This window comes from Bacteroides sp. (assembly GCF_028690125.1).
Lineage (GTDB): Bacteria > Bacteroidota > Bacteroidia > Bacteroidales > Bacteroidaceae > Bacteroides.
In genome coordinates, this window is the sequence record NZ_JAQVBV010000007.1 from 25,083 (window position 1) to 46,713 (window position 21,631).

Annotated in this window: 18 protein-coding genes; 14 read left to right on the plus strand and 4 right to left on the minus strand. The window is 38.1% G+C overall.

What is annotated here, in order from left to right; all coding sequences use genetic code 11:
• Positions 1 to 55 precede the first annotated feature (55 nt).
• From metH to PHO71_RS06380, 4 genes are all read left to right on the plus strand, one after another.
• Positions 56 to 2,803 (plus strand): methionine synthase, encoded by a 2,748-nt coding sequence (metH, locus tag PHO71_RS06370; RefSeq protein WP_300200930.1) that lies wholly within the window; start codon positions 56 to 58, stop codon positions 2,801 to 2,803.
• Positions 2,804 to 2,816: 13 nt separating this feature from the next.
• The gene (locus tag PHO71_RS06375; protein WP_300200576.1) at positions 2,817 to 3,416 is read left to right on the plus strand and encodes a nitroreductase family protein; all 600 of its coding nucleotides are present in this window, start codon (positions 2,817 to 2,819) and stop codon (positions 3,414 to 3,416) included.
• Positions 3,417 to 3,487: 71 nt separating this feature from the next.
• Positions 3,488 to 3,613: a symporter small accessory protein gene (locus tag PHO71_RS26170; protein ID WP_367279885.1), complete on the plus strand. Its 126-nt coding sequence runs from the start codon at positions 3,488 to 3,490 to the stop codon at positions 3,611 to 3,613.
• The gene (locus tag PHO71_RS06380; protein ID WP_300200579.1) at positions 3,610 to 5,157 is read left to right on the plus strand and encodes a sodium:solute symporter; all 1,548 of its coding nucleotides are present in this window, start codon (positions 3,610 to 3,612) and stop codon (positions 5,155 to 5,157) included. Before PHO71_RS26170 ends, PHO71_RS06380 begins: the two co-directional genes overlap by 4 nt.
• A gap of 49 nt (positions 5,158 to 5,206) precedes the next feature.
• On the opposite strand, the gene PHO71_RS06385 is transcribed toward PHO71_RS06380, so the two are convergent.
• Together PHO71_RS06385 and udk are read right to left on the minus strand one after the other, a co-directional pair.
• Positions 5,207 to 6,619 carry a transporter substrate-binding domain-containing protein gene (locus tag PHO71_RS06385; RefSeq protein ID WP_300200582.1) on the minus strand — a complete coding sequence of 471 codons (1,413 nt, stop codon included), beginning with the start codon at positions 6,617 to 6,619 and terminating at the stop codon, positions 5,207 to 5,209.
• On the minus strand, positions 6,616 to 7,233 hold the full coding sequence (gene udk, locus PHO71_RS06390; RefSeq protein ID WP_300200585.1) for a uridine kinase: 618 nt from the start codon (positions 7,231 to 7,233) through the stop codon (positions 6,616 to 6,618). The genes PHO71_RS06385 and udk overlap by 4 nt, the downstream gene beginning before the upstream one ends.
• Positions 7,234 to 7,334: 101 nt before the next feature.
• On the opposite strand from udk, the gene PHO71_RS06395 reads away from it, so the two are divergent.
• Together PHO71_RS06395 and PHO71_RS06400 are read left to right on the plus strand one after the other, a co-directional pair.
• Complete coding sequence (locus tag PHO71_RS06395; protein WP_300200588.1) at positions 7,335 to 7,634, plus strand: Dabb family protein; 300 nt, start codon at positions 7,335 to 7,337, stop codon at positions 7,632 to 7,634.
• A gap of 18 nt (positions 7,635 to 7,652) precedes the next feature.
• Positions 7,653 to 9,701 (plus strand): cytochrome c biogenesis protein CcdA, encoded by a 2,049-nt coding sequence (locus PHO71_RS06400; protein ID WP_300200590.1) that lies wholly within the window; start codon positions 7,653 to 7,655, stop codon positions 9,699 to 9,701.
• A 173-nt stretch (positions 9,702 to 9,874) separates the two neighbouring features.
• On the opposite strand, the gene PHO71_RS06405 is transcribed toward PHO71_RS06400, so the two are convergent.
• On the minus strand, positions 9,875 to 10,579 hold the full coding sequence (locus PHO71_RS06405; protein WP_300200593.1) for a pirin family protein: 705 nt from the start codon (positions 10,577 to 10,579) through the stop codon (positions 9,875 to 9,877).
• 241 nt (positions 10,580 to 10,820) lie between these two features.
• On the opposite strand from PHO71_RS06405, the gene PHO71_RS06410 reads away from it, so the two are divergent.
• The 8 genes from PHO71_RS06410 (at position 10,821) to PHO71_RS06445 (ending at position 19,412) form a co-directional block, all read left to right on the plus strand.
• Positions 10,821 to 11,471 carry a DUF2490 domain-containing protein gene (locus PHO71_RS06410; RefSeq protein ID WP_300200596.1) on the plus strand — a complete coding sequence of 217 codons (651 nt, stop codon included), beginning with the start codon at positions 10,821 to 10,823 and terminating at the stop codon, positions 11,469 to 11,471.
• Positions 11,472 to 11,776: 305 nt separating this feature from the next.
• Entirely contained in the window at positions 11,777 to 13,675 is a 1,899-nt protein-coding gene (locus PHO71_RS06415; protein ID WP_300200931.1) for a fimbrillin family protein, read from the plus strand.
• 71 nt (positions 13,676 to 13,746) lie between these two features.
• A complete protein-coding gene (locus PHO71_RS06420) occupies positions 13,747 to 14,238 on the plus strand; it encodes a PaaI family thioesterase (protein WP_300200599.1) in 492 nt (163 codons plus the stop codon).
• Positions 14,239 to 14,485: 247 nt separating this feature from the next.
• Positions 14,486 to 15,337: an ATP phosphoribosyltransferase gene (hisG, locus tag PHO71_RS06425; RefSeq protein WP_300200602.1), complete on the plus strand. Its 852-nt coding sequence runs from the start codon at positions 14,486 to 14,488 to the stop codon at positions 15,335 to 15,337.
• A 2-nt stretch (positions 15,338 to 15,339) separates the two neighbouring features.
• Positions 15,340 to 16,623, plus strand: a complete 1,284-nt coding sequence (hisD, locus tag PHO71_RS06430; protein ID WP_300200605.1) for a histidinol dehydrogenase — start codon at positions 15,340 to 15,342, stop codon at positions 16,621 to 16,623.
• A gap of 49 nt (positions 16,624 to 16,672) precedes the next feature.
• Entirely contained in the window at positions 16,673 to 17,713 is a 1,041-nt protein-coding gene (gene hisC, locus PHO71_RS06435; protein ID WP_300200607.1) for a histidinol-phosphate transaminase, read from the plus strand.
• Positions 17,714 to 17,716: 3 nt separating this feature from the next.
• Positions 17,717 to 18,841 (plus strand): bifunctional histidinol-phosphatase/imidazoleglycerol-phosphate dehydratase HisB, encoded by a 1,125-nt coding sequence (gene hisB / locus PHO71_RS06440; RefSeq protein WP_300200609.1) that lies wholly within the window; start codon positions 17,717 to 17,719, stop codon positions 18,839 to 18,841.
• Positions 18,842 to 18,860: 19 nt separating this feature from the next.
• Positions 18,861 to 19,412, plus strand: a complete 552-nt coding sequence (locus PHO71_RS06445) for a tyrosine-protein phosphatase (protein ID WP_300200612.1) — start codon at positions 18,861 to 18,863, stop codon at positions 19,410 to 19,412.
• Between the two features lie 126 nt (positions 19,413 to 19,538).
• Here PHO71_RS06445 and PHO71_RS06450 read toward each other — a convergent pair whose 3' ends face one another.
• Entirely contained in the window at positions 19,539 to 21,464 is a 1,926-nt protein-coding gene (locus PHO71_RS06450; protein WP_300200615.1) for an NAD(+) synthase, read from the minus strand.
• Positions 21,465 to 21,631: the final 167 nt, after the last annotated feature.

The following is a 21,631-nucleotide window of genomic DNA, read 5'->3' on the forward strand; positions in this document are numbered from 1 at the left end:
TGATCTGTGATCAATAAATGGCAGAGTGCTAATAGGTAGTAAGTATAAGGTAATGATGAAAAAGACAATTTCCCAGATTATACCTGAGCGTATTCTCATTCTGGATGGAGCAATGGGTACCATGATCCAGCAATATAATCTCAAAGAAGAAGATTTCCGTAATGAACGTTTCGCACATATTCCCGGTTTGTTGAAAGGGAATAATGATTTATTGTGCCTGACTCGTCCTGACATTATTCAAGATATTCATCGTAAGTATTTGGAAGCTGGTGCTGATATTATTGAGACCAATACATTTAGTTCGACTACTGTTTCTATGGCAGATTATCACGTAGAAGAGTATGTGCGTGAGATGAACCTGGCAGCAGTGAAACTGGCTCGTGACTTGGCAGATGAATATACAGCAAAGACCCCCGACAAACCTCGTTTTGTGGCTGGTTCTGTAGGACCTACTAACAAAACTTGTTCTATGAGTCCCGACGTGAACAATCCGGCTTTTCGTGCCTTGACTTATCATGAGTTGGCTACTTCCTATCAGCAACAAATAGAGGCTATGCTTGAAGGAGGTGTTGATGCAATATTGATTGAAACGATCTTTGATACGTTGAATGTGAAGGCTGCTATATTTGCAGCTGAACAAGCCATGAAAATGACCAAAGTGGAAGTTCCTATCATGCTGTCTGTTACCGTATCCGATATTGGCGGTAGAACATTGTCCGGACAAACATTGGAGGCTTTTTTGGCTTCAGTACAACATGCCAATATTCTCTCTGTCGGTTTGAACTGTTCATTTGGAGCTCGCCAGCTGAAACCTTTTCTTGAACAATTGGCTGCACGCGCCCCTTATTATATTAGTGCATATCCGAATGCAGGACTCCCTAATAGCTTGGGGAAATATGACCAGACTCCTAAAGATATGGCTCATGAAGTGAAAGAATATATTCATGAAGGGCTGGTGAATATCATTGGTGGATGTTGTGGTACCACAGATGCTTATATTGCCGAATATTCAGCCTTGATAAAAGATGCTAAGCCTCATGTTCCGGCTGCTGAACCAGATTGTATGTGGCTTTCGGGACTTGAACTATTGGAGGTGAAACCCGAAATAAACTTTGTGAATATAGGTGAACGTTGTAATGTTGCCGGTTCGCGTAAGTTTCTCCGTCTTATTAATGAGAAAAAATATGAAGAAGCTCTAACCATTGCCCGTCAGCAAGTAGAAGATGGTGCTTTGGTTATTGACATTAATATGGATGACGGCTTACTGGATGCTGAAACAGAAATGACAACTTTTTTGAATCTGATCATGTCTGAACCCGAAATTGCTCGAGTTCCTGTAATGATCGATTCATCTAAATGGGAAGTAATCGAAGCCGGATTGAAATGCCTTCAGGGTAAATCGATTGTCAATTCGATTTCTTTAAAAGAGGGTGAAGAGACATTTCTGGAACATGCACGTATTATCAAACAATATGGAGCTGCGGCTGTAGTGATGGCTTTTGACGAGAAGGGACAGGCGGATACAGCAGCACGTAAGATAGAAGTCTGCCAACGTGCTTATCGTCTTTTAGTCGATAAAATCAATTTCAATCCTCACGATATTATATTCGATCCTAATGTCCTTGCTGTCGCTACAGGTATTGAGGAACATAACAACTATGCTGTAGACTTTATTGAAGCAACAGGCTGGATTAGAAAAAATCTTCCGGGAGTACATGTTAGCGGTGGAGTAAGTAATCTTTCTTTTTCTTTTCGTGGAAATAATTATATACGCGAAGCAATGCACGCCGTATTCCTTTACTATGCAATTCAGCAGGGAATGGATATGGGGATTGTGAATCCGGGGACTTCAGTGCTTTATAGTGATATCCCTGCAGATATTCTGGAAAAGATAGAAGATGTTATTTTGAATCGTCGTTCAGATGCGGCTGAACAGCTCATTGAATTGGCTGAATCTTTAAAGTTGGATATGACCGGTACATCAGGTCAAACTGCTGTCAAACAAGATGCATGGAGGGAAGAATCTGTGCAAGAGCGTTTGAAATATGCTTTAATGAAAGGGATTGGTGACTATTTGGAGCAAGACTTGGCAGAAGCACTTCCTCTTTACAATAAAGCGGTTGATGTGATTGAAGGACCTTTGATGGACGGAATGAATTATGTGGGCGAACTTTTTGGAGCAGGTAAAATGTTCCTACCTCAAGTTGTAAAAACTGCCCGTACCATGAAGAAAGCTGTTGCTATCTTACAACCAACTATTGAATTAGAAAAAGTAGAGGGTACCAGTTCTGCCGGGAAAGTACTATTAGCTACTGTTAAAGGTGATGTGCATGACATTGGAAAAAATATTGTGGCAGTGGTTATGGCTTGTAATGGTTATGAGATTGTGGATTTAGGTGTGATGGTTCCTGCGGAAAAGATCATTCAGCGCGCTATTGAAGAGAAAGTCGATATGATTGGACTTAGCGGTTTGATAACACCTTCTTTGGAGGAGATGGCGCACGTAGCCGGCGAATTGGAGAAAGCTGGTTTGGACATTCCTCTACTCATCGGTGGCGCTACTACTTCAAAAATGCACACTGCATTGAAGATTGCTCCTGTTTATCATGCTCCGGTAGTACATTTGAAGGATGCTTCTCAGAATGCCGGCGTTGCTGCACGGTTGTTAAACCAACAGGCTAAATCGGAATTAGTAAGTGAATTGGAAAGGGAATATCAGCAACTTCGTGAAAAGAGTGGCTTGCTACGTCGTGAAACCGTTTCATTGGAAGAAGCCCAGAAGAATAAGTTGAATTTATTTTAATATATAAGTTCTAATGAAAAAGATTTTTTCTTTCATATATATTATAATGACAGTAGTTATTGTAGTCTCTTGTTCTTCATCAGAAGAACAGAAGGAGGGAACAAGCGCGGTAAATCCTGTTTTGGATAATATTTTTGCCCGCAAGAGTGTTCGCACTTATTTGGATAAAGGAGTAGAGAAAGAAAAAATAGATTTAATGCTTCGTGCCGGTATGTCAGGACCATCAGGAAAGGATACTCGTCCTTGGGAATTTATCTTAGTGTCTGACCGTGCTGTACTGGACTCTATGGCTGTCGCTCTTCCTTATGCGAAGATGCTGACACAAGCCCGTAACGCCATTATTGTTTGTGGAGATTCTACACGTTCGTCTTATTGGTATTTAGATTGTTCAGCTGCTGCACAAAATATATTGCTGGCTGCAGAGAGCTTGGGACTGGGTGCTGTTTGGACGGCTGCTTATCCTTATGAAGATCGTATGCAGGTTGTTCGCAAATATACCGCTTTACCAGAAAATATTCTTCCGCTTTGTGTTATACCTTTTGGCTATCCTGCTACAAAAGAACAACCGAAACATAAGTTTGACGAGAAAAAGATACATTATAATCTGTATTAGTAAACAAAAATTTTATCTTTTCAATAAATTCCTTACATTTGCGCTTTAATTAATTAATATCTGATACGCAAATGTTTGGAATAGATGATCCTTTAATTATTTTACCCTACCTGCTTTCGGTAGTGTGCGTGATTTTTTCTGCCTGGTTTGGGCTGAAATATTGGAATAAAGACGACGAAAAAGATAAAACACGATGAATACGTTTACACTCGGCTTGATTGTGATAGTTTATTTGCTGTCACTAGCTTATCTTGGTTTTTTAGGGTATAAAAAAACTACGACTGCCAGCGACTATTTGGTAGGTGGGCGACAGATGAATCCTATTGTGATGGCACTTTCATATGGAGCAACGTTTATTTCAGCTTCCGCAATTGTAGGATTTGGTGGTGTGGCTGCTGCATTTGGAATGGGTATTCAGTGGCTTTGCTTTTTAAATATGTTTGTCGGTGTGGTTATTGCCTTTATCTTTTTTGGTTTGCGAACTCGGCGTATGGGTGCTAAACTGAATGTCAGTACTTTCCCTCAATTGCTGGGACGTCATTTCCGTTCACGTAATATACAGGTATTTATTGCTGCTGTTATTTTCTTAGGAATGCCACTTTATGCTGCTGTGGTAATGAAAGGAGGTGCCGTGTTTATAGAGCAGATTTTCCAGATAGATTTTAATGTATCATTATTGATATTTACATTAGTCATTGCTGCCTACGTGATAGCAGGAGGTATGAAAGGAGTTATGTATACCGATGCTTTGCAGGGTGTTATTATGTTTGCTTGTATGCTATTCCTACTTTTTTCTTTGTATCAAGTGCTCGATATGAATTTTGTTCAGGCAAATAAAGAACTGGGTAATATATCACATTTGGTGCCGGAAAAGTTTAAAGCCTTAGGACATCAGGGATGGACGACTATGCCAGTGATGGGATCACCTCAATGGTACTCATTAGTTACCTCACTGATTTTGGGAGTTGGAATAGGATGTTTGGCACAGCCGCAGTTGGTTGTTCGTTTTATGACAGTGGAAAGTAGTAAACAGTTAAACCGTGGCGTTTTTATCGGCTGTTTCTTTCTGATTATTACGGTAGGTGCTATCTACCATGCTGGAGCATTGAGCAACCTTTTCTTTCTGAAAACTGAAGGTGCAGTTGCTACTGAGGTCGTGAAAGATATTGATAAGATTATTCCTTATTTTATTAATAAAGCAATGCCCGATTGGTTTGCAGCACTTTTTATGTTATGCATTCTTTCTGCAAGTATGTCTACGTTGAGTTCTCAATTTCATACTATGGGAGCTTCGGTCGGATCGGACATTTATGGAACTTATAAACCACGTTCACGTGGTAAACTGACGAATGTCATTCGTTTAGGTGTACTTTTCTCTATTTTGGTAAGTTATATCATTTGCTATATGTTACCGAATGATATCATTGCTCGCGGTACTTCTATCTTTATGGGAATCTGTGCAGCTGCTTTTCTTCCGGCTTATTTCTGTGCACTTTACTGGAAACGTGCAACTAAACAGGCTGTGATGGCAAGCTTATGGGTGGGAACAATTGGAAGCCTCTTGGCCTTAGTATTCTTGCATCAGAAAGAATCTGCTGCATTGGGTATTTGTAAAGCCATTTTTGGGCGTGATGTGTTGATTGAAACTTATCCGTTTCCGGTGATTGACCCTATATTATTTGCATTGCCATTATCTGTAATTGCGATCATTGTAGTTAGTTTGGTGACTTCCAAAAGATAAATGATCCATCAATAGTTCTGGTGACTTCGCTCTTGATAACTGATTGATTTTACGCTTTGATTTTTTTCTTGTAAGAATCAAAGCGTGACATTATATCACGTACAAAATTATAAGTCTCAATACCGCGGAAATATCCATTTTTACAGACGGGATCAGTGAAGTATTCTTCATTACTTTTAAGAAGGATGAAGTTTTCTACATTATCTTTCCAGACTAATTTGTTTTTTCCATATTTCTCAGCTAATGCCATTGCGTCATAGATATGTCCTAAACCAGCATTGTAAGATGCAAGAATAAAGTTAAGTCGCTCTTGTTCATCTGGAATCATACTGAAACTACGGTCAGTAGTCATGATATATTTAATAGCTGCCTTAATGCTTTCTTCCGGGTTTTGCTCCTTACCGCGAGGTATTCCCATAGCTCTTGCAGTTGCAGGCATTAATTGCATCAGTCCTTTCGCTCCAGCCCAAGACACAGCCGTTGTATCAAAGTTTGATTCTGTATAAGCCAGCGATGCAAGCATACGCCAATCCCATCCGATTTCTTTGGCGTATTTTTTGAATAATGGGTCATAATGAGAAATCTTTCCCTCTTTTAATGAAAGAATAGGAGAGTGAGGCATCATTTTGCTATTCTCAAAATAACGTTTCATACTTGCTGTATAAGCAGGAGATGTCATGTTTTCTTTATGCCATTTGTTGGCTGCAGCAGCCAGTTCGGGACTATCTTTACGTACAGCCCATGATGAACGTTGGTCGAAGCTGATAGATAAATCAATATTGAGATTAGGATAATAAGTCTTATTTAATTTTGCCAAATCATTATCTGCTACTGTGTATGGAATCTTTCCTTGGGCAACTTGTGTTATCAAATCTTCGGTCGAGGTACTGTCATTGGTGACTTTATGAATCAGAATACCACCACCTAATTCGTTATTCAAATTAACCAAACGGTCATAATATTTTCCAGGTTTTATGTAAATATCTTTACCGATTAATTCTGTTACGTCTTTCAGAGGCTTTTCTTTTCCGTTTCCTTGTTGCACGATGACTTGATGAGTAATAACATCTTCGCCACAATATATAAGACTGTCTTTCCATTCTTTGGTTATCGGCAAATTATAAGCAATCATATCACCTTCGCCTGCCAATAATTTTTGTATTAATTCGTGGACATTATCGGCAACCTCTATTCTGAGTTTTACTCCCAGACTTTTTGCAAACTGTTCACTAAGCTCATACTGAAATCCCATCTCTTGACCTCGATAAATAAAATAGGAAGTAGAACTGTAAAGTGTCAATACTACCAACTCGCCACTATCTTTTATTTGCGTGAGATCACGATCTGCTCCTTCTTCTCCGTTATGGTGCTTATTTCGACATCCGAATAAGCAATAAACAAGGATGAGAAACAGTGATAAGATGAGTAATTTGGCACTTAATTTACATTCCTTTACTTTCATTCTTCGTTTTTCAAATGTTTCTTGATATACATTGTCAATATATCAATAGCAACTTGATTGCTTCCGCCTTCCGGCACTATTAGGTCAGCATAACGTTTGCATGGTTCGATAAATTGCAAATGCATGGGTTTTAATACTCTAGTATAACGCTCCATAACAGCTTCTGCTGTACGACCTCGTTCAATGACGTCTCTTTGGATTACACGAATCAAGCGCTCATCCGGGTCAGCATCTACAAAGATTTTAAGATCCATCATGTTGCGCAATCTCTTGTCACAAAGTGCAAGTATACCTTCAACAATAACGACCTCTCTTGGTTCAATATGAATAGTTTCGGATTGGCGGGTACAAGTCAGATAGGAGTAAGTAGGTTGTTCTATACTTTTACCCTCTTTCAACATCGTGATATGTTTCGAAAGTAGGCTCCATTCGAAGGCGTCAGGGTGGTCGAAGTTTATATTTTGACGCTCTTCAACGGGAACATGGCTGCTATCTTTGTAGTATGAGTCTTGTGGCAACAGTACTACTTCTCCTACAGGGAGACTTTCAATGATTTTTTTTACGACGGTGGTCTTTCCAGAGCCTGTTCCACCTGCTATTCCGATAATTAACATCTCTTTATAGTATTATTTGAACTAAAAAAGGTAAATTTGCATTGTTAATAGAATGCTTTAACAAGACAAATATAGAAACAATTCATTAAAATAACAACGTAATGGTAAAACATATTGTATTATTTAAGTTAAAAGACAATGTTCCAGAAGCAGAGAAACTAGTCGTAATGAATAAATTCAAAGCGGCTATTGAATCTCTTCCTTCTAAAATCTCTGTGATTCGTAAAATTGAAGTTGGGTTGAATATCAATCCGGGTGAAACTTGGAACATAGCACTCAACAGTGAATTTGACACACTGGAAGACGTTAAGGTATATGCAACGCATCCTGATCATGTTGCTGCCGGAAAAATCTTGGCGGAGACAAAAGAAAGTCGTGTGTGCGTAGATTATGAATTCTAACTTTTTATAGAAATTAAAATGAAAAAGCTATTTTCTCTACTGTTACTCTGTTTAGTAATGGGAATGGTGCAGGCCCAGATTCAGGAGCCTGTAAAGTTTAAGACAGAGTTGAAAACGTTGCCTGGTACAGATGCGGAGATTGTTTTTACGGCAACCATTGATAAAGGATGGCATGTTTATTCTACAGATTTAGGTGATGGAGGTCCTATTTCTGCAACATTTAATATAGATAGTAAATCGGGTATTGAAGTTGTGGGTAAGCTGAAACCTGTAGGCAAAGAAGTTGCAGTTTTTGATAAGCTTTTTGAAATGAATGTGCGGTACTTTGAGAATACAGCACAGTTTGTTCAGAAAATAAAATTGACTGGAGGAGCATATTCTATTGAAGGTTATATGCAATATGGTGCTTGTAATGATGAAAATTGTTTGCCTCCAACAGATGTGCCGTTTAAATTTTCCGGTGAATCGAAAGCTAATACTGCATCAGGCACTCCTGTTGTTGAACCTGCAAAACTTGGGGGGGGGAACGAGGTAACTACTAAAGAAGAAGTTAAAGATACCATTGCAATGGTGGATTTGATGCCGGCAGTTGTTGATTCAACTGCTGCTATTTCGCCCGCTGTGGCTTCTTCCGATTGGTGGAAACCGGTAATTAGTGAATTACAAGCATTAGGTGAAGAGCATAGCAAGGATTCTTCATGGATTTATATTTTTATAACAGGTTTCTTTGGTGGATTATTGGCTCTGTTTACTCCTTGTGTATGGCCAATCATTCCGATGACTGTAAGCTTTTTCCTGAAACGTAGTAAGGATAAAAAGAAAGGTATTCGCGATGCGTGGACTTATGGTGCATCTATCGTAGTGATTTATGTAACATTAGGCGTGGCTATTACACTGATTTTTGGTGCGAGTGCTTTGAATGCTTTATCTACGAATGCAGTATTTAATATTCTCTTCTTCCTGATGTTAGTAGTTTTTGCAGCTTCTTTTTTCGGAGCTTTTGAGATTACCTTACCAGCAAAGTGGAGTACTGCGGTCGATAGTAAAGCAGAATCAACCACTGGGTTATTGAGTATTTTCCTGATGGCTTTCACTTTGTCATTAGTATCTTTTTCTTGTACCGGTCCGATTATCGGCTTTTTGCTGGTAGAAGTTTCTACAACGGGTAGTGTGGTTGCTCCTGCTATTGGAATGCTGGGCTTTGCTATTGCTTTAGCTTTACCGTTTACTTTGTTTGCTCTTTTCCCATCATGGCTGAAATCGATGCCTAAGTCGGGAGGATGGATGAATGTTATTAAGGTGACTTTAGGTTTCTTAGAATTGGCATTTGCCCTAAAATTTTTGTCTGTTGCCGATCTGGCATACGGTTGGAGAATACTTGACCGTGAAACCTTCTTGGCTTTGTGGATTGTGATTTTTGCTTTGCTAGGTTTATATCTGCTTGGTAAAATTAAATTTCCGCATGATGATGATAACAATAAAGTAGGAGTAAGCCGTTTTTTCATGGCACTTGTTTCTTTGGCTTTTGCTGTGTATATGATACCTGGATTGTGGGGAGCACCTTTAAAAGCTGTAAGCGCTTTTGCACCTCCTATGCATACACAAGACTTTAATTTATATGAGAATGAGGTACATCCTAAATTCAAAGATTATGAGAAAGGTATGGAATATGCCCTTCAACAAGGTAAACCGGTTATGATTGATTTTACTGGAAACGGTTGTGTTAATTGTCGCAAGATGGAGGCTGCCGTATGGACAGATTCTAAAGTAAGCAATATCATCAATGACGATTATGTATTAATATCATTGTATGTGGATGAAAAGGAACCATTGCCGGAACCTATTAAGGTTATTGAAAATGGTAAAGAACGTACATTGCGTACAGTAGGAGATAAGTGGAGTTATTTACAGCGTGTAAAATTTGGTGCTAATGCACAACCTTTCTATGTGTTGTTGGATAATGAAGGTAAACCGTTGAATAAATCATATGCTTATGATGAAGATATTTCTAAGTATATTGATTTCTTGATGACAGGTTTGGACAATTACAAAAAAGAGAAAAAATAATATCTCTGATATTAAATCATAAACAAGCTATATTTAAGTGTTGTTTTAAAAGATTGAACTGCACCCCAAAAGTTGGACACAAAACTTTAGGAGTGCAGTTCAATATTGTGGCAGGGGTAAATTTTATATTGGAAACTTTGGTTTAGCTTTAATGTCCGGAGACAAAGATTATGCTACATAGGTACTTCCATAACTAAGAGTTGAGTTCCTTTAGTTACATGAATCGGAAATCCTTTGGTATCCCATAAACCAATACCGTCACGCTTTGTTAGGCGTTCTTTTGCTACACTAATTTCTCCTTCAATCACAAAGATATAAACTCCGTTTCCCTCCTGATGTATCTTATACTCGATTATTTTTTCTGTATCGAAGTTACCCATAGAAAACCAAGCATCTTGTTTGATAGAAGCTGGAGTCTTACCATCCGGAGACAAAATTAGACATAATTCATTAGGTTTCAATAGTGACCGAATATCAAAGTTATTGTACTCCGGTTTAGTATTTTCAATTTTGGGGAATATCCATATTTGCAGAAATTCTAATTGTTCTTTATCACTTCCGTTAAATTCACTGTGATAGATGCCACTTCCTGTACTCATCACTTGAATATCTCCGGGAGTAATTGTTTTTGTATTTTGTACACTATCACCATGTGTTAGGTATCCATTTAGTGGGATAGAAATTACTTCCATATTTTTATGTGGATGTGTATCGAATCCTTTAGAGGGAGCTACACTATCATCGTTTAATACACGTAGTGCACCGAAATGAATCTTCTCCGGATTGTAGTAGTTGGCAAAACAGAACGTATGATATGTTTTAAGCCAACCATGATGGAAATAGCCTCTTGATGAGGCTCTGTCTATTACTTTTTTCATCTTTCTCTTTCCTTTTATAGTAGAACTTTAAGGTATCTGGTTTAATATCTTTTATTGGATAACAATTGGATAGAAGACAAAGTTTTGAATACGAAATAATAAGAAAGAGAGAACTTTTTTTTAATGAGATTGTATTATATCAGGTTTCATAGTAGATTCCTTTTTCAGAATTATTTCAGGATTATGTTTTTTCTTTGTCGATTATAAATTTATTATCTTTGTGCTTTTAATCTTATAAATAATGAATAATATACTTACAATTAGAACGTTGTTGCTTGTGTGCATTCTTGGAGTAACTTCTGTAATGCGTGCTCAGAAAGATGATTTTACTACATGGACAAAGTTAAAGATAAATCATAAAATAGACTCTCGGTTTTCTGTTTTAGGTGGACTTGAACTTCGGACAAAGGATGATATAAGCATGATTGATCGTTGGGGGCTTGCTGTTGGAGGAGAATACAAAGCTTGTTCTTTTTTGAAAATGGATGTAGGATATGAGCTTCATCATCGGAATCTAGGTGAATTGGACTGGAAGTTCAGGCATCGTTATTATATGGGAGCTACAGTAAATTTTCGTTATCAATGGTTAGCAGTCTCTTTGAGGGAAAGATTTCAGCAGACTTTTGATCGCGGTAATTCGCAATCTCGCTTACGCTCCCGTTTAAAACTCGCTTATGCTCCCTCAAAGGGAATCGTTTCCCCCTATTTCTCTGTTGAGATCTATCAAAGTCTGGATGATGCTCCTTTTTGGAGAGCCGCTCGTATGCGTTACCGTCCTGGAGTTGAGATTGATTTGGCTAAGCGTTGGTCATTAGATGCGTTCTATTGTTATCAATATGAATCTCCGAAAGGTAAACATGTTATTGGAGTAGAAGTGGGATATTCCTTTTAAAATATTATCCCTGATTATATAATAATGTATGTTTTTCTTTCGTCTATTTTCTTACATAAATATTAATGAACTGATTATTTGTATGTTATATATAAATAAAAACTTTTTTAAGAAAAATGTGTCTTTATTTGAATTATAAAATTTACTTTTGTTACAACATTTCAAAATGAAATGCTAATTTTTGTGATTCAACAGATACAACAGATGTGTTGTATGATATCTCATGACCGAAGCGAATACTTCCTTTTATGTCCTACCTTCTGCTTAATCAGAAATTTTTAATTAACATTTAAAATATGAACAATATGAAGGTGTTTTATAGCCGAAGTAGGGGAATCGGCTTAATTTTAATTCTTCCTTTTTTCATAACAGCTTGTGTGAATCATTTTTCTAGCGATAAAGAAAATGTTGTCGATAGTGAAAGTATTCCATTAAAGTTCACAGCTAATATTCATAAAGTAGTTAAAACACGTATTTCCAATAATACTTTTGATAAAGGAGATACAGTCGGATTGTTTGCTTTGGTGGGTTCAACAACTTTAACAGAAGAACGATATGTGGATAACTTTCTCTTTAAGCGATCTGAGAATGATGTGTTTGAAACCGGAGAGACAGTATATTATCCTGATGATGGAGTAGCAGTAAATTTAATCAGCTATTATCCCTATAATAAAGATGGGATAGCTATAGGAAAAACTACCATGCAGGTATCTGTAGAAACAGAACAGGAACTTCCTGAAAATTATTCTCATTCTGATTTTCTGGTTGCATCTTCCGGTGAACTTCAGGCTAGTACTGCGCCTGTTGCTTTGTTCTATAATCATAAATTTTTTCGGTTGAATATAGTTATCGTTCCAGGTGAAGGGATTACTCTGGAGGAGTTGCGTGATGCCGATCCACAACTTACTGTGGAAGGTTTCTTTACAAAAGCCGTTTATGATTTTCAGAATGAATCTTATACAGAATATACCGACGAGAAAGGTGTAATTCCTATGGGTGAGTGGACGATAAAAGAAAATCGTCTGATTGGTAAAGAGGTTATTTTGATTCCACAGAAAACAAAAGATCATTATCAGTATATAACATTGAAAGTTGGAGGAAAAGAGTATCGTTGTCTGCTACCTTCTACTTTGGAGATGGAAAGCGGAAAACAGCGAGAACTTGAGATAACCTTTATTCCTGTACAGGATGTTTTGATTGGTACTTTAAATGGAGAAATAGGCAAATGGGATGAAACTGGTACAGATCAGTCAGAAGCAGGAATTGTATATGGTTGTGTGGACATATCGAAATTAACTTTTGAAGAATCTAGCGTATATAAGGTCATGAGAGGTAGACAACAAGTTGCAGAGATTTGCAAAGAATACATTACAACTTCAGATTTTGCTTCTTGTGCGATTGTGGCCTATCCCATGAAATCCGATTATACGGTTGATTTAACAAAAGGGGTTGTTTTACAACTATTGGGACATTCGGGAAATGTGCACGGAGGAACTGTAGCATGGAATATGGAAAATCATTCATTGGTATATAATCCGGGAATACTGGAATTGAGAAATTATCTTTTTGTATTGTCCGGTGGACAAAATTATATGTCTGTAACTCCTACGGAAAATCTATTGTCTGTTTCTCCCGATATGTTTTGTGATGTTCGTGGAGAGTCAATTCATAAATATCCGATTGTGAAAATTGGAACACAATATTGGATGAGAAGTAATCTGGAAGCTACAAGATATACTAATGGAGATGCTATTTTTGAATTAATGGATATGTCAGATGGAGCGATTGGATATTTATCCAATAATGGGAATTATTTTTATAGTCCTAATGCTGTTTTGACTAATAAATTATTACCCGCTGATTGGAAGATTCCAACTTGGAATGATTGGGATTTATTAAAGAATTATTTGGGAGAAAATAGAGCCGGTTCTTTGTTAAAGTCTGGAAATTGGAGACTTATAACAGGTGGAACAGTTTTGGGTGAAGCAACTAATTTATCTGGTTTCAATGCATTACCTGTAGGTATGTGGTATGCTTCAGGTAAAATTGCTGACTATGTAGGAAGATATTCGGCATATTGGACTATGGATGATTCGGGTGGTATTCCTGAAACGGTAATGACGTTGAAAAGTAACAGTGATGAAATTTCTTCTGGAAATGTAGGGGCTGATAAGGCCTATGCTATTCGTGCACTCCGAAACTAATTTGATAGAAATTGTTCTCATTTTTATATTTTGCTTATCTTTGGGAAATAAAATCTAATTGAAGTAAGAGTATGAAGAAAATAATAAATCCTTGGAAAGGTTTGGAGGGATACAATTGTTTCGGCTGTGCTCCAACTAATGAAGCCGGCTTGAAGATGGAATTTTATGAAGACGGTGACGAGATAATAAGTATTTGGAAGCCACGTCCTGATTATCAAGGTTGGATTAATACCTTACATGGGGGTATCCAGGCTGTTCTGTTGGATGAAATTTGTGCATGGGCCGTGCTTCGTAAATTACAGATTACAGGTGTTACTTCGAAAATGGAAACACGTTATCGGAAACCAATTGATACAAAAGATTCTCATATAGTATTGCGGGCATCTATAAAAGAAGTCAAGCGGAATCTTGTAATTATCGAAGCGAAACTATATAATGAGGATGGAGAACTCTGTACAGAAGCAGTTTGCACTTACTTCACTTTTCCTCCGGAAAAAGTAAAAAATGAAATGCATTTTTCACAATGTGATGTAGAGCCGGAAGAGATACTACCTTTAATTTGAAATTAAAACCGAACTTTTTGTGATAATTGTTTGGAAGTATCAAACAAATACTATATTTTTGTCGCAGTAAACAGAAGAAATATGAAATATACAGCTACACATCATCATCATCATTTTCCTAACGAATAACTCGGTGGGCGTAGATGATATTGTGTATAACTCTATAACGATAACGAAGGCTTGCCGAATACGGTAAGCCTTTTTTATTTCTCAAATGTAATTTATAAATTAATAATAAAATAAAGTCATGTTAAGAATTGCAGTACAAGCCAAAGGACGTCTCTTCGAAGAGACAATGGCACTTTTAGAAGAGTCAGATATCAAGTTGAGTACAACCAAACGTACCTTGTTGGTACAATCTTCCAATTTCCCTATCGAAGTTTTGTTTCTTCGTGATGACGATATTCCACAAACAGTCGCTACTGGTGTAGCAGATTTGGGTATTGTCGGTGAAAATGAATTTATGGAAAAAGAAGAAGATGCTGAAATCATTAAAAGATTAGGATTCAGTAAGTGCCGTTTGTCATTAGCTATGCCAAAAGATATCGAATATCCGGGGCTGTCTTGGTTTAATGGAAAAAAAATTGCTACTTCTTATCCGGTAATTTTAAAAAACTTCCTGAAAGCTAATGGAGTAAATTCAGAAATTCATGTAATAACTGGCTCTGTAGAAGTTTCTCCGGGAATTGGACTGGCGGATGCAATTTTCGACATTGTTAGTTCCGGCTCAACGTTGGTCAGCAATCGTTTGAAAGAAGTAGAAGTCGTAATGAAGTCTGAAGCATTGCTGATTGGAAACAAAAACATGAGTGATGAGAAAAAAGAAGTCCTCGAAGAACTGTTATTCCGCATGAATGCAGTGAAAACTGCTGAGGATAAGAAATATGTATTGATGAACGCTCCGAAAGATAAACTGGAAGAGATAATTGATGTATTGCCTGGTATGAAAAGCCCCACAGTTATGCCATTGGCACAAGAAGGTTGGTGCTCTGTTCACACTGTATTGGACGAAAAACGCTTTTGGGAAATTATCGGCAAGTTGAAAGGTCTGGGAGCAGAAGGTATTTTGGTATTACCAATTGAGAAAATGATTGTGTAAGAATGAAATTAATAAAATATCCCTCAAAGGAACAATGGCCGGAACTTTTGAAACGTCCGGCATTGAATACGGAAAATCTGTTCGATACAGTCCGTACCATAATTGATAAGGTAAGAGCGGAAGGTGATAAAGCTGTTTTGGAATATGAAGCAACTTTTGACAAAGCTATTTTATCGGCATTGGCTGTGACTCCGGAAGAGATTAAAGAGGCAGAAGACAAAGTAAGCAATGAGTTAAAGGCTGCTATCTCTTTGGCAAAACAAAACATAGAAACGTTTCATGCTTCCCAGCGTTTTGTCGGGAAGAAGGTTGAAACAATGAATGGAGTTACTTGTTGGCAAAAAGCGGTAGGTATTGAGAAAGTCGGACTTTATATTCCCGGAGGTACAGCCCCACTTTTTTCTACTGTACTAATGTTAGCTGTTCCGGCTAAAATTGCCGGGTGTAAAGAGATTGTTCTTTGTACTCCTCCGGATAAGAATGGAAATATTCATCCGGCTATTCTCTTTGCGGCTCAATTGGCAGGTGTGAGTAAAATATTTAAGGCCGGTGGAGTTCAGGCTATTGCTGCAATGGCTTATGGAACAGAAAGTATTTCTAAAGTTTATAAGATCTTTGGTCCGGGTAATCAGTATGTCACCGCTGCCAAGCAATTAGTGAGCTTGCGGGATGTTGCAATTGATATGCCGGCCGGTCCTTCTGAAGTGGAGGTATTGGCAGACGCGTCTGCTAACCCCATTTTTGTTGCAGCTGACCTTCTTTCGCAAGCTGAACATGGAGTAGATAGCCAGGCAATGCTGATTACTACATCAGAAAAACTTCAGGCAGAAGTAGTTACCGAGGTAGAACGCCAGTTAGCGAAACTTCCTCGTCGGGAAATAGCAGAGAAATCATTGGAAAATAGTAAACTGATTCTTGTTCGTGATTTGGAGGAAGCATTGGAATTAACGAATGCGTATGCACCGGAGCATTTGATTATTGAAACAGAAAACTATCTGGAAGTAGCTGAGCGTATTACTAATGCCGGTTCTGTTTTCTTGGGCTCTTTGACTCCTGAGAGTGCAGGCGATTATGCTTCCGGTACTAATCATACCCTGCCTACTAACGGTTATGCAAAAGCATATAGCGGGGTAAGTCTCGATAGTTTTATTCGTAAAATAACTTTTCAGGAAATTGTTTCGGAAGGAATACAAGCTATAGGTCCTGCTATTGAAGAAATGGCAGCCAACGAACATTTGGATGCACATAAAAATGCAGTAACAGTTCGTCTGGATTCCTTGAAATAAAAGTTTTAGTGATTGGTAAAGTAGATTCAGTAATTAAAAGAATAATAAAGTGAAAACGTTACAAGAACTAACCCGACCGAATATATGGAAACTGAAACCATATTCTTCGGCACGTGACGAATATAAAGGAGTTACGGCTTCTGTTTTCTTGGATGCTAATGAAAACCCGTATAATTTACCTCATAATCGCTATCCGGACCCGATGCAATGGGATCTGAAAACAGAATTGTCGAAGATTAAGAAGGTATCTCCTGAACATATTTTTCTGGGAAATGGTAGTGATGAAGCCATTGATTTGGTGTTTCGTGCGTTCTGTGAACCCGCCAAGGATAATGTAGTGGCTATTGATCCGACTTATGGTATGTATCAGGTCTGTGCAGATGTGAATGATGTAGAATATCGTAAAGTATTGTTGGATGACAATTTTCAGTTTACAGCAGATAAATTGCTAGCTGCTGCAGATGACCATACCAAACTTATTTTCTTGTGTTCACCTAATAATCCGACGGGGAATGATCTACTTCGCACCGAAATAGAAAAACTACTTCGCGAATTTGATGGTTTGGTTATTCTGGATGAAGCCTATAATGATTTCTCTGAAGCTCCTTCTTTTTTGGAAGAATTAAACCGGTATCCGAATCTGATTGTTTTCCAGACGTTTTCAAAAGCATGGGGATGCGCTGCCATTCGTCTGGGGATGGCTTTTGCATCCGAAGAGATTATTGGTATCCTTAGTAAAATCAAATATCCATATAATGTAAATCAGCTCACCCAGCAACAGGCAATTTCTATGTTGCATAAATATGATGAAATAGAACGTTGGGTGAGAACCTTGAAAGAAGAACGAGATTATTTGGAAAAGGAATTTGAGCAGTTTCCCTGCACTGTTAAAATGTTCCCTTCCGATGCAAACTTCTTTCTGGCTAAGGTTACAGATGCTGTAAAAATCTACAATTATCTGGTTGGAGAAGGAATCATTGTACGTAATCGCAATTCTATTTCCTTGTGTGGTAATTGCTTACGTGTAACGGTTGGCACGCGTGTGGAAAATGACACATTGTTGGAAGCACTCAAGAAATACCAAGGATAACTCATGAAAAAGAAAGTATTATTTATTGATAGAGATGGGACGTTGGTGATCGAGCCTCCTGTTGATTATCAGCTCGATTCTTTGGAGAAATTGGAATTTTATCCGAAAGTGTTCCGAAACCTGGGATTTATCCGCAGCAAACTTGACTTTGAGTTTGTAATGGTGACTAATCAGGACGGTTTAGGTACTTCTTCCTTCCCGGAAGAAACTTTTTGGCCGGCTCATAACTTAATGTTGAAGACTTTGGAAGGAGAAGGAATTACTTTTGATGATATTTTGATCGATCGTAGTTTTCCCGAAGATAATGCTTCCACGCGTAAACCACGTACCGGAATGTTGAAAAAGTATATTGATAATCCGGAATACGATTTAGCAGGAAGCTTTGTGATAGGAGATCGTCCTACAGATGTGGAGTTAGCTAAGAACCTGGGATGCGGAGCTATTTACTTGCAAGATTCTGTCGAATCATTGAAAGAAAAAAAACTAGATGAGTTCTGTGTTTTGGCGACTAAAGATTGGGATAAGATTGCAGAATTCCTGTTTGCAGGAGAACGTAAGGCTGAAGTTCGCCGTACCACCAAAGAAACAGATATTTATGTAGCACTGGATTTGGATGGTAAAGGTATATGCAAGATTTCTACCGGTTTGGGATTCTTTGACCATATGCTTGAGCAGATAGGAAAACACTCCGGAATGGATTTGACCATACAAGTGAAAGGTGACTTGGAGGTGGACGAACATCATACTATCGAAGATACGGCTATTGCTTTGGGTGAGTGTATTTATCAGGCACTGGGAAATAAGCGAGGTATCGAGCGGTACGGCTATGCTCTGCCGATGGATGATTGTCTTTGTCAGGTTTGCTTAGATTTCGGAGGACGTCCTTGGTTAGTTTGGGATGCAGACTTCAATCGTGAAAAGATAGGGGATATGCCTACTGAAATGTTTCTTCATTTTTTCAAGTCATTAAGTGATGCAGCAAAGATGAATCTCAATATCAAAGCAGAAGGACAAAATGAACATCATAAAATAGAAGGGATTTTTAAAGCACTGGCTCGTGCTTTGAAAATGGCATTGAAGCGAGATATCTATCATTTTGAACTTCCTTCCAGTAAGGGAGTACTTTGATTTTTCATATATTCAAGTTATGCAGAAACAAATCTTGTTTTGCTTTTTGGGGCTTATACTATCTTTGGCTGTTTATGGTCAAACCACCAAAGCTGAAAAGGTTATTATTCCTGATAGTAATTTGAGCAATATATATCAAATAGATTCTGGTGTATATCGTTCCGAGCAACCTACGGATATTGACTTTAAAGCCTTGGAAAAATTTGGGATTCGTGAGGTCTTGAATCTCCGCAGATGGCATAGTGATGATGACGAAGCGGAAGGTACAACATTAAAGCTACACCGATTAAAAATGAGAGCCGGCTCGGTTAGTGAGGAGCGGTTGATAGAAGCATTACGTATTATTTATAATCGTAAAGGTCCTATATTGATTCATTGTCATCATGGTTCTGACCGGACAGGAATTGTTTGTGCACTTTATCGTATCATCTTTCAGAATGTCTCTAAAGAAGATGCAATTTATGAAATGACAGGTGAAGGATTTGGTTTTCATAAGATTTATAAAAATCTTGTAAGAGAAATCCAGGATGCAGATATCGAACAGATTAAGGAAGTAGTAACATCAAAATAAAGATTATAATGCCAAACTTGTGATTTCCCATTGGCACAACTGTGCCAATGGGAAATCACAGTTGTGCCAATGAGATGGCAAAGTCGTGCCAATGCTGTGGCACGATACTAATGTATTATAGAATAATTATAAGTCTTCTATCTCCTTCAACCACATTGCTGAACTTGCATCACTGGGCATTCGCCAGTCACCACGTGGACTGAGAGAAATGCTTCCTACTTTAGGTCCATCGGGTAGACAAGAACGTTTGAATTGCTGATTGAAGAAACGTCGGAAGAAAGTGGATAACCACTTTTTGATTGTTTCCTCATCATATGCTTCTTTAAATACTAAGTTAGCTAAATAGTAAATTTTAGAAGGACGGAAACCATATCGCAAAAAATAGTAGAGGAAGAAATCATGCAATTCATAAGGCCCTACCAAATCCTCTGTTTTCTGTTTTATTTCTCCATTCTCGTCTGCAGGAATAAGTTCCGGACTGATAGGAGTATCTACAATATCCAATAAAGTGGCTTTTGAATCGTCATCCATACCGTTTTCGGCTACCCATTGTACCAAGTACTTTACAAGAGTCTTTGGAATACTAGCATTAACACCATACATCGACATATGGTCTCCGTTATAAGTTGCCCATCCCAATGCTAGTTCAGATAAATCGCCTGTACCGATAACCATACCATTCGTTTGATTGGCAATATCCATTAATATTTGTGTGCGTTCGCGTGCCTGAGAATTTTCATAAGTAACATCACGTGTATTTATATCATGATCGATATCTTTGAAATGCTGAATACAGGCCTCCTTTATGCTGACTTCACGAATGGATATCCCTAACGATTTCATGAGCTCGGTGGCATTGTTATAGGTACGGTCAGTCGTTCCGAAACCGGGCATTGTAATTCCTAGAATTCCTTTGCGGGATAATCCCAGTTTATCGAATGTCTTTACACAAACTAAAAGTGCCAGAGTAGAATCCAATCCTCCGGAAATACCAATTACTGCCGTTTTAGCTCCGGTATGTAGCAAACGTTGAGCTAATCCGGCTATTTGAATAGAAAATATTTCTTCACAACATTCATTCAGTTCAGTTCCCTGCGGTACGAATGGGTGTGGATTAAAGCTGCGTGTTAGCATCAGCTCTTTGCTATTGACAAATTCTGTTGTAATAGATATAGCTTTTTTGTCACCTAGATTGGCTTGGTTAGCAGCAAATGTGGTGTTAATTCTTCGTTCGGCCCGTATGCGTTCTACATCAATTTCGCTGATAATCAGTTGTTCGTCCATACAGAAACGCTTGCTGCGTGCCAGAAGTGAACCATTTTCATAAATCAGTCCATTTCCGGCAAAGACTACATCAGTGGTTGATTCTCCGAAACCACAAGATGAAAATACATATCCGGCAATGCAACGTGCAGATTGTTGGCTGATAAGAGAACATAAATAATTATTCTTTCCAATGCCTTCATTATCGGCGGACATATTAAACAGAATTTCTGCTCCTTGCAGAGCAAGTGAAGAACTAGGAGGAATGGTAGACCAAAGATCTTCGCAAATTTCAATGCCAAAAGTCGTATTTGAAGTTTCAAAAAGCAAATTTGCACCTATGGGAACCATTTGTCCGCATAAACGGACATTATTAGTTGTCAGTTGAAGAGCGGACGTAAACCAACGTTGTTCGTAAAACTCTTTATAATTAGGCAAATAGGTTTTTGCTGCAACACCCAGTACTTTCCCTTTTTGAATGACTACAGCAGCATTGATTACCGTTGAATTGACAACGACAGGCATACCTACAATAGAGATAATATCTAATTGGCGGGTATTATTCAAAATCTGCATGAGTCCCATTTCAGCTTGTTCAAGCAAAAGTTGTTGGCCGAACAGGTCGCCACATGTATATCCCGTAATACTCATTTCTGGGAATACAATGATTTGTACCCCTTTGCCTTCCGCAATTGCAATCAGACTTTCTATTTTCTCTGCATTGAATTTACAGTCCGCCACCTTAACACGCGGCACAGCAGCTGCTACTTTTACAAATCCGTAGTTCATTTTATTCCTTAATTTATATATAGTGGTTGCAAAATTAGGAAATAGTTTTGAATTTCTATCTTTTCGTCTACGAATCCTCAACACACAAATCTATACACAGAGAATATTGGTTGAAAAAAAAATTGATTTTACTTGCAAATAAAATAAAGGCTTTTTATCTTTGCATC

Excerpts from the sequence above, each read along its gene's own strand:
- PHO71_RS26170 (WP_367279885.1), top strand. The coding sequence starts at position 3,488 with ATGTTTGGAATAGATGATCCTTTAATTATTTTACCCTACCTGCTTTCG.
- metH (WP_300200930.1), top strand. The coding sequence starts at position 56 with ATGAAAAAGACAATTTCCCAGATTATACCTGAGCGTATTCTCATTCTG.
- PHO71_RS06375 (WP_300200576.1), top strand. The coding sequence starts at position 2,817 with ATGAAAAAGATTTTTTCTTTCATATATATTATAATGACAGTAGTTATT.
- hisG (WP_300200602.1), top strand. The coding sequence starts at position 14,486 with ATGTTAAGAATTGCAGTACAAGCCAAAGGACGTCTCTTCGAAGAGACA.
- hisB (WP_300200609.1), top strand. The coding sequence starts at position 17,717 with ATGAAAAAGAAAGTATTATTTATTGATAGAGATGGGACGTTGGTGATC.
- PHO71_RS06405 (WP_300200593.1), bottom strand. The coding sequence starts at position 10,579 with ATGAAAAAAGTAATAGACAGAGCCTCATCAAGAGGCTATTTCCATCAT.
- PHO71_RS06410 (WP_300200596.1), top strand. The coding sequence starts at position 10,821 with ATGAATAATATACTTACAATTAGAACGTTGTTGCTTGTGTGCATTCTT.
- PHO71_RS06380 (WP_300200579.1), top strand. The coding sequence starts at position 3,610 with ATGAATACGTTTACACTCGGCTTGATTGTGATAGTTTATTTGCTGTCA.
- PHO71_RS06450 (WP_300200615.1), bottom strand. The coding sequence starts at position 21,464 with ATGAACTACGGATTTGTAAAAGTAGCAGCTGCTGTGCCGCGTGTTAAG.
- PHO71_RS06415 (WP_300200931.1), top strand. The coding sequence starts at position 11,777 with ATGAAGGTGTTTTATAGCCGAAGTAGGGGAATCGGCTTAATTTTAATT.
- hisD (WP_300200605.1), top strand. The coding sequence starts at position 15,340 with ATGAAATTAATAAAATATCCCTCAAAGGAACAATGGCCGGAACTTTTG.
- PHO71_RS06400 (WP_300200590.1), top strand. The coding sequence starts at position 7,653 with ATGAAAAAGCTATTTTCTCTACTGTTACTCTGTTTAGTAATGGGAATG.
- PHO71_RS06420 (WP_300200599.1), top strand. The coding sequence starts at position 13,747 with ATGAAGAAAATAATAAATCCTTGGAAAGGTTTGGAGGGATACAATTGT.
- udk (WP_300200585.1), bottom strand. The coding sequence starts at position 7,233 with ATGTTAATTATCGGAATAGCAGGTGGAACAGGCTCTGGAAAGACCACC.
- PHO71_RS06445 (WP_300200612.1), top strand. The coding sequence starts at position 18,861 with ATGCAGAAACAAATCTTGTTTTGCTTTTTGGGGCTTATACTATCTTTG.
- PHO71_RS06385 (WP_300200582.1), bottom strand. The coding sequence starts at position 6,619 with ATGAAAGTAAAGGAATGTAAATTAAGTGCCAAATTACTCATCTTATCA.
- PHO71_RS06395 (WP_300200588.1), top strand. The coding sequence starts at position 7,335 with ATGGTAAAACATATTGTATTATTTAAGTTAAAAGACAATGTTCCAGAA.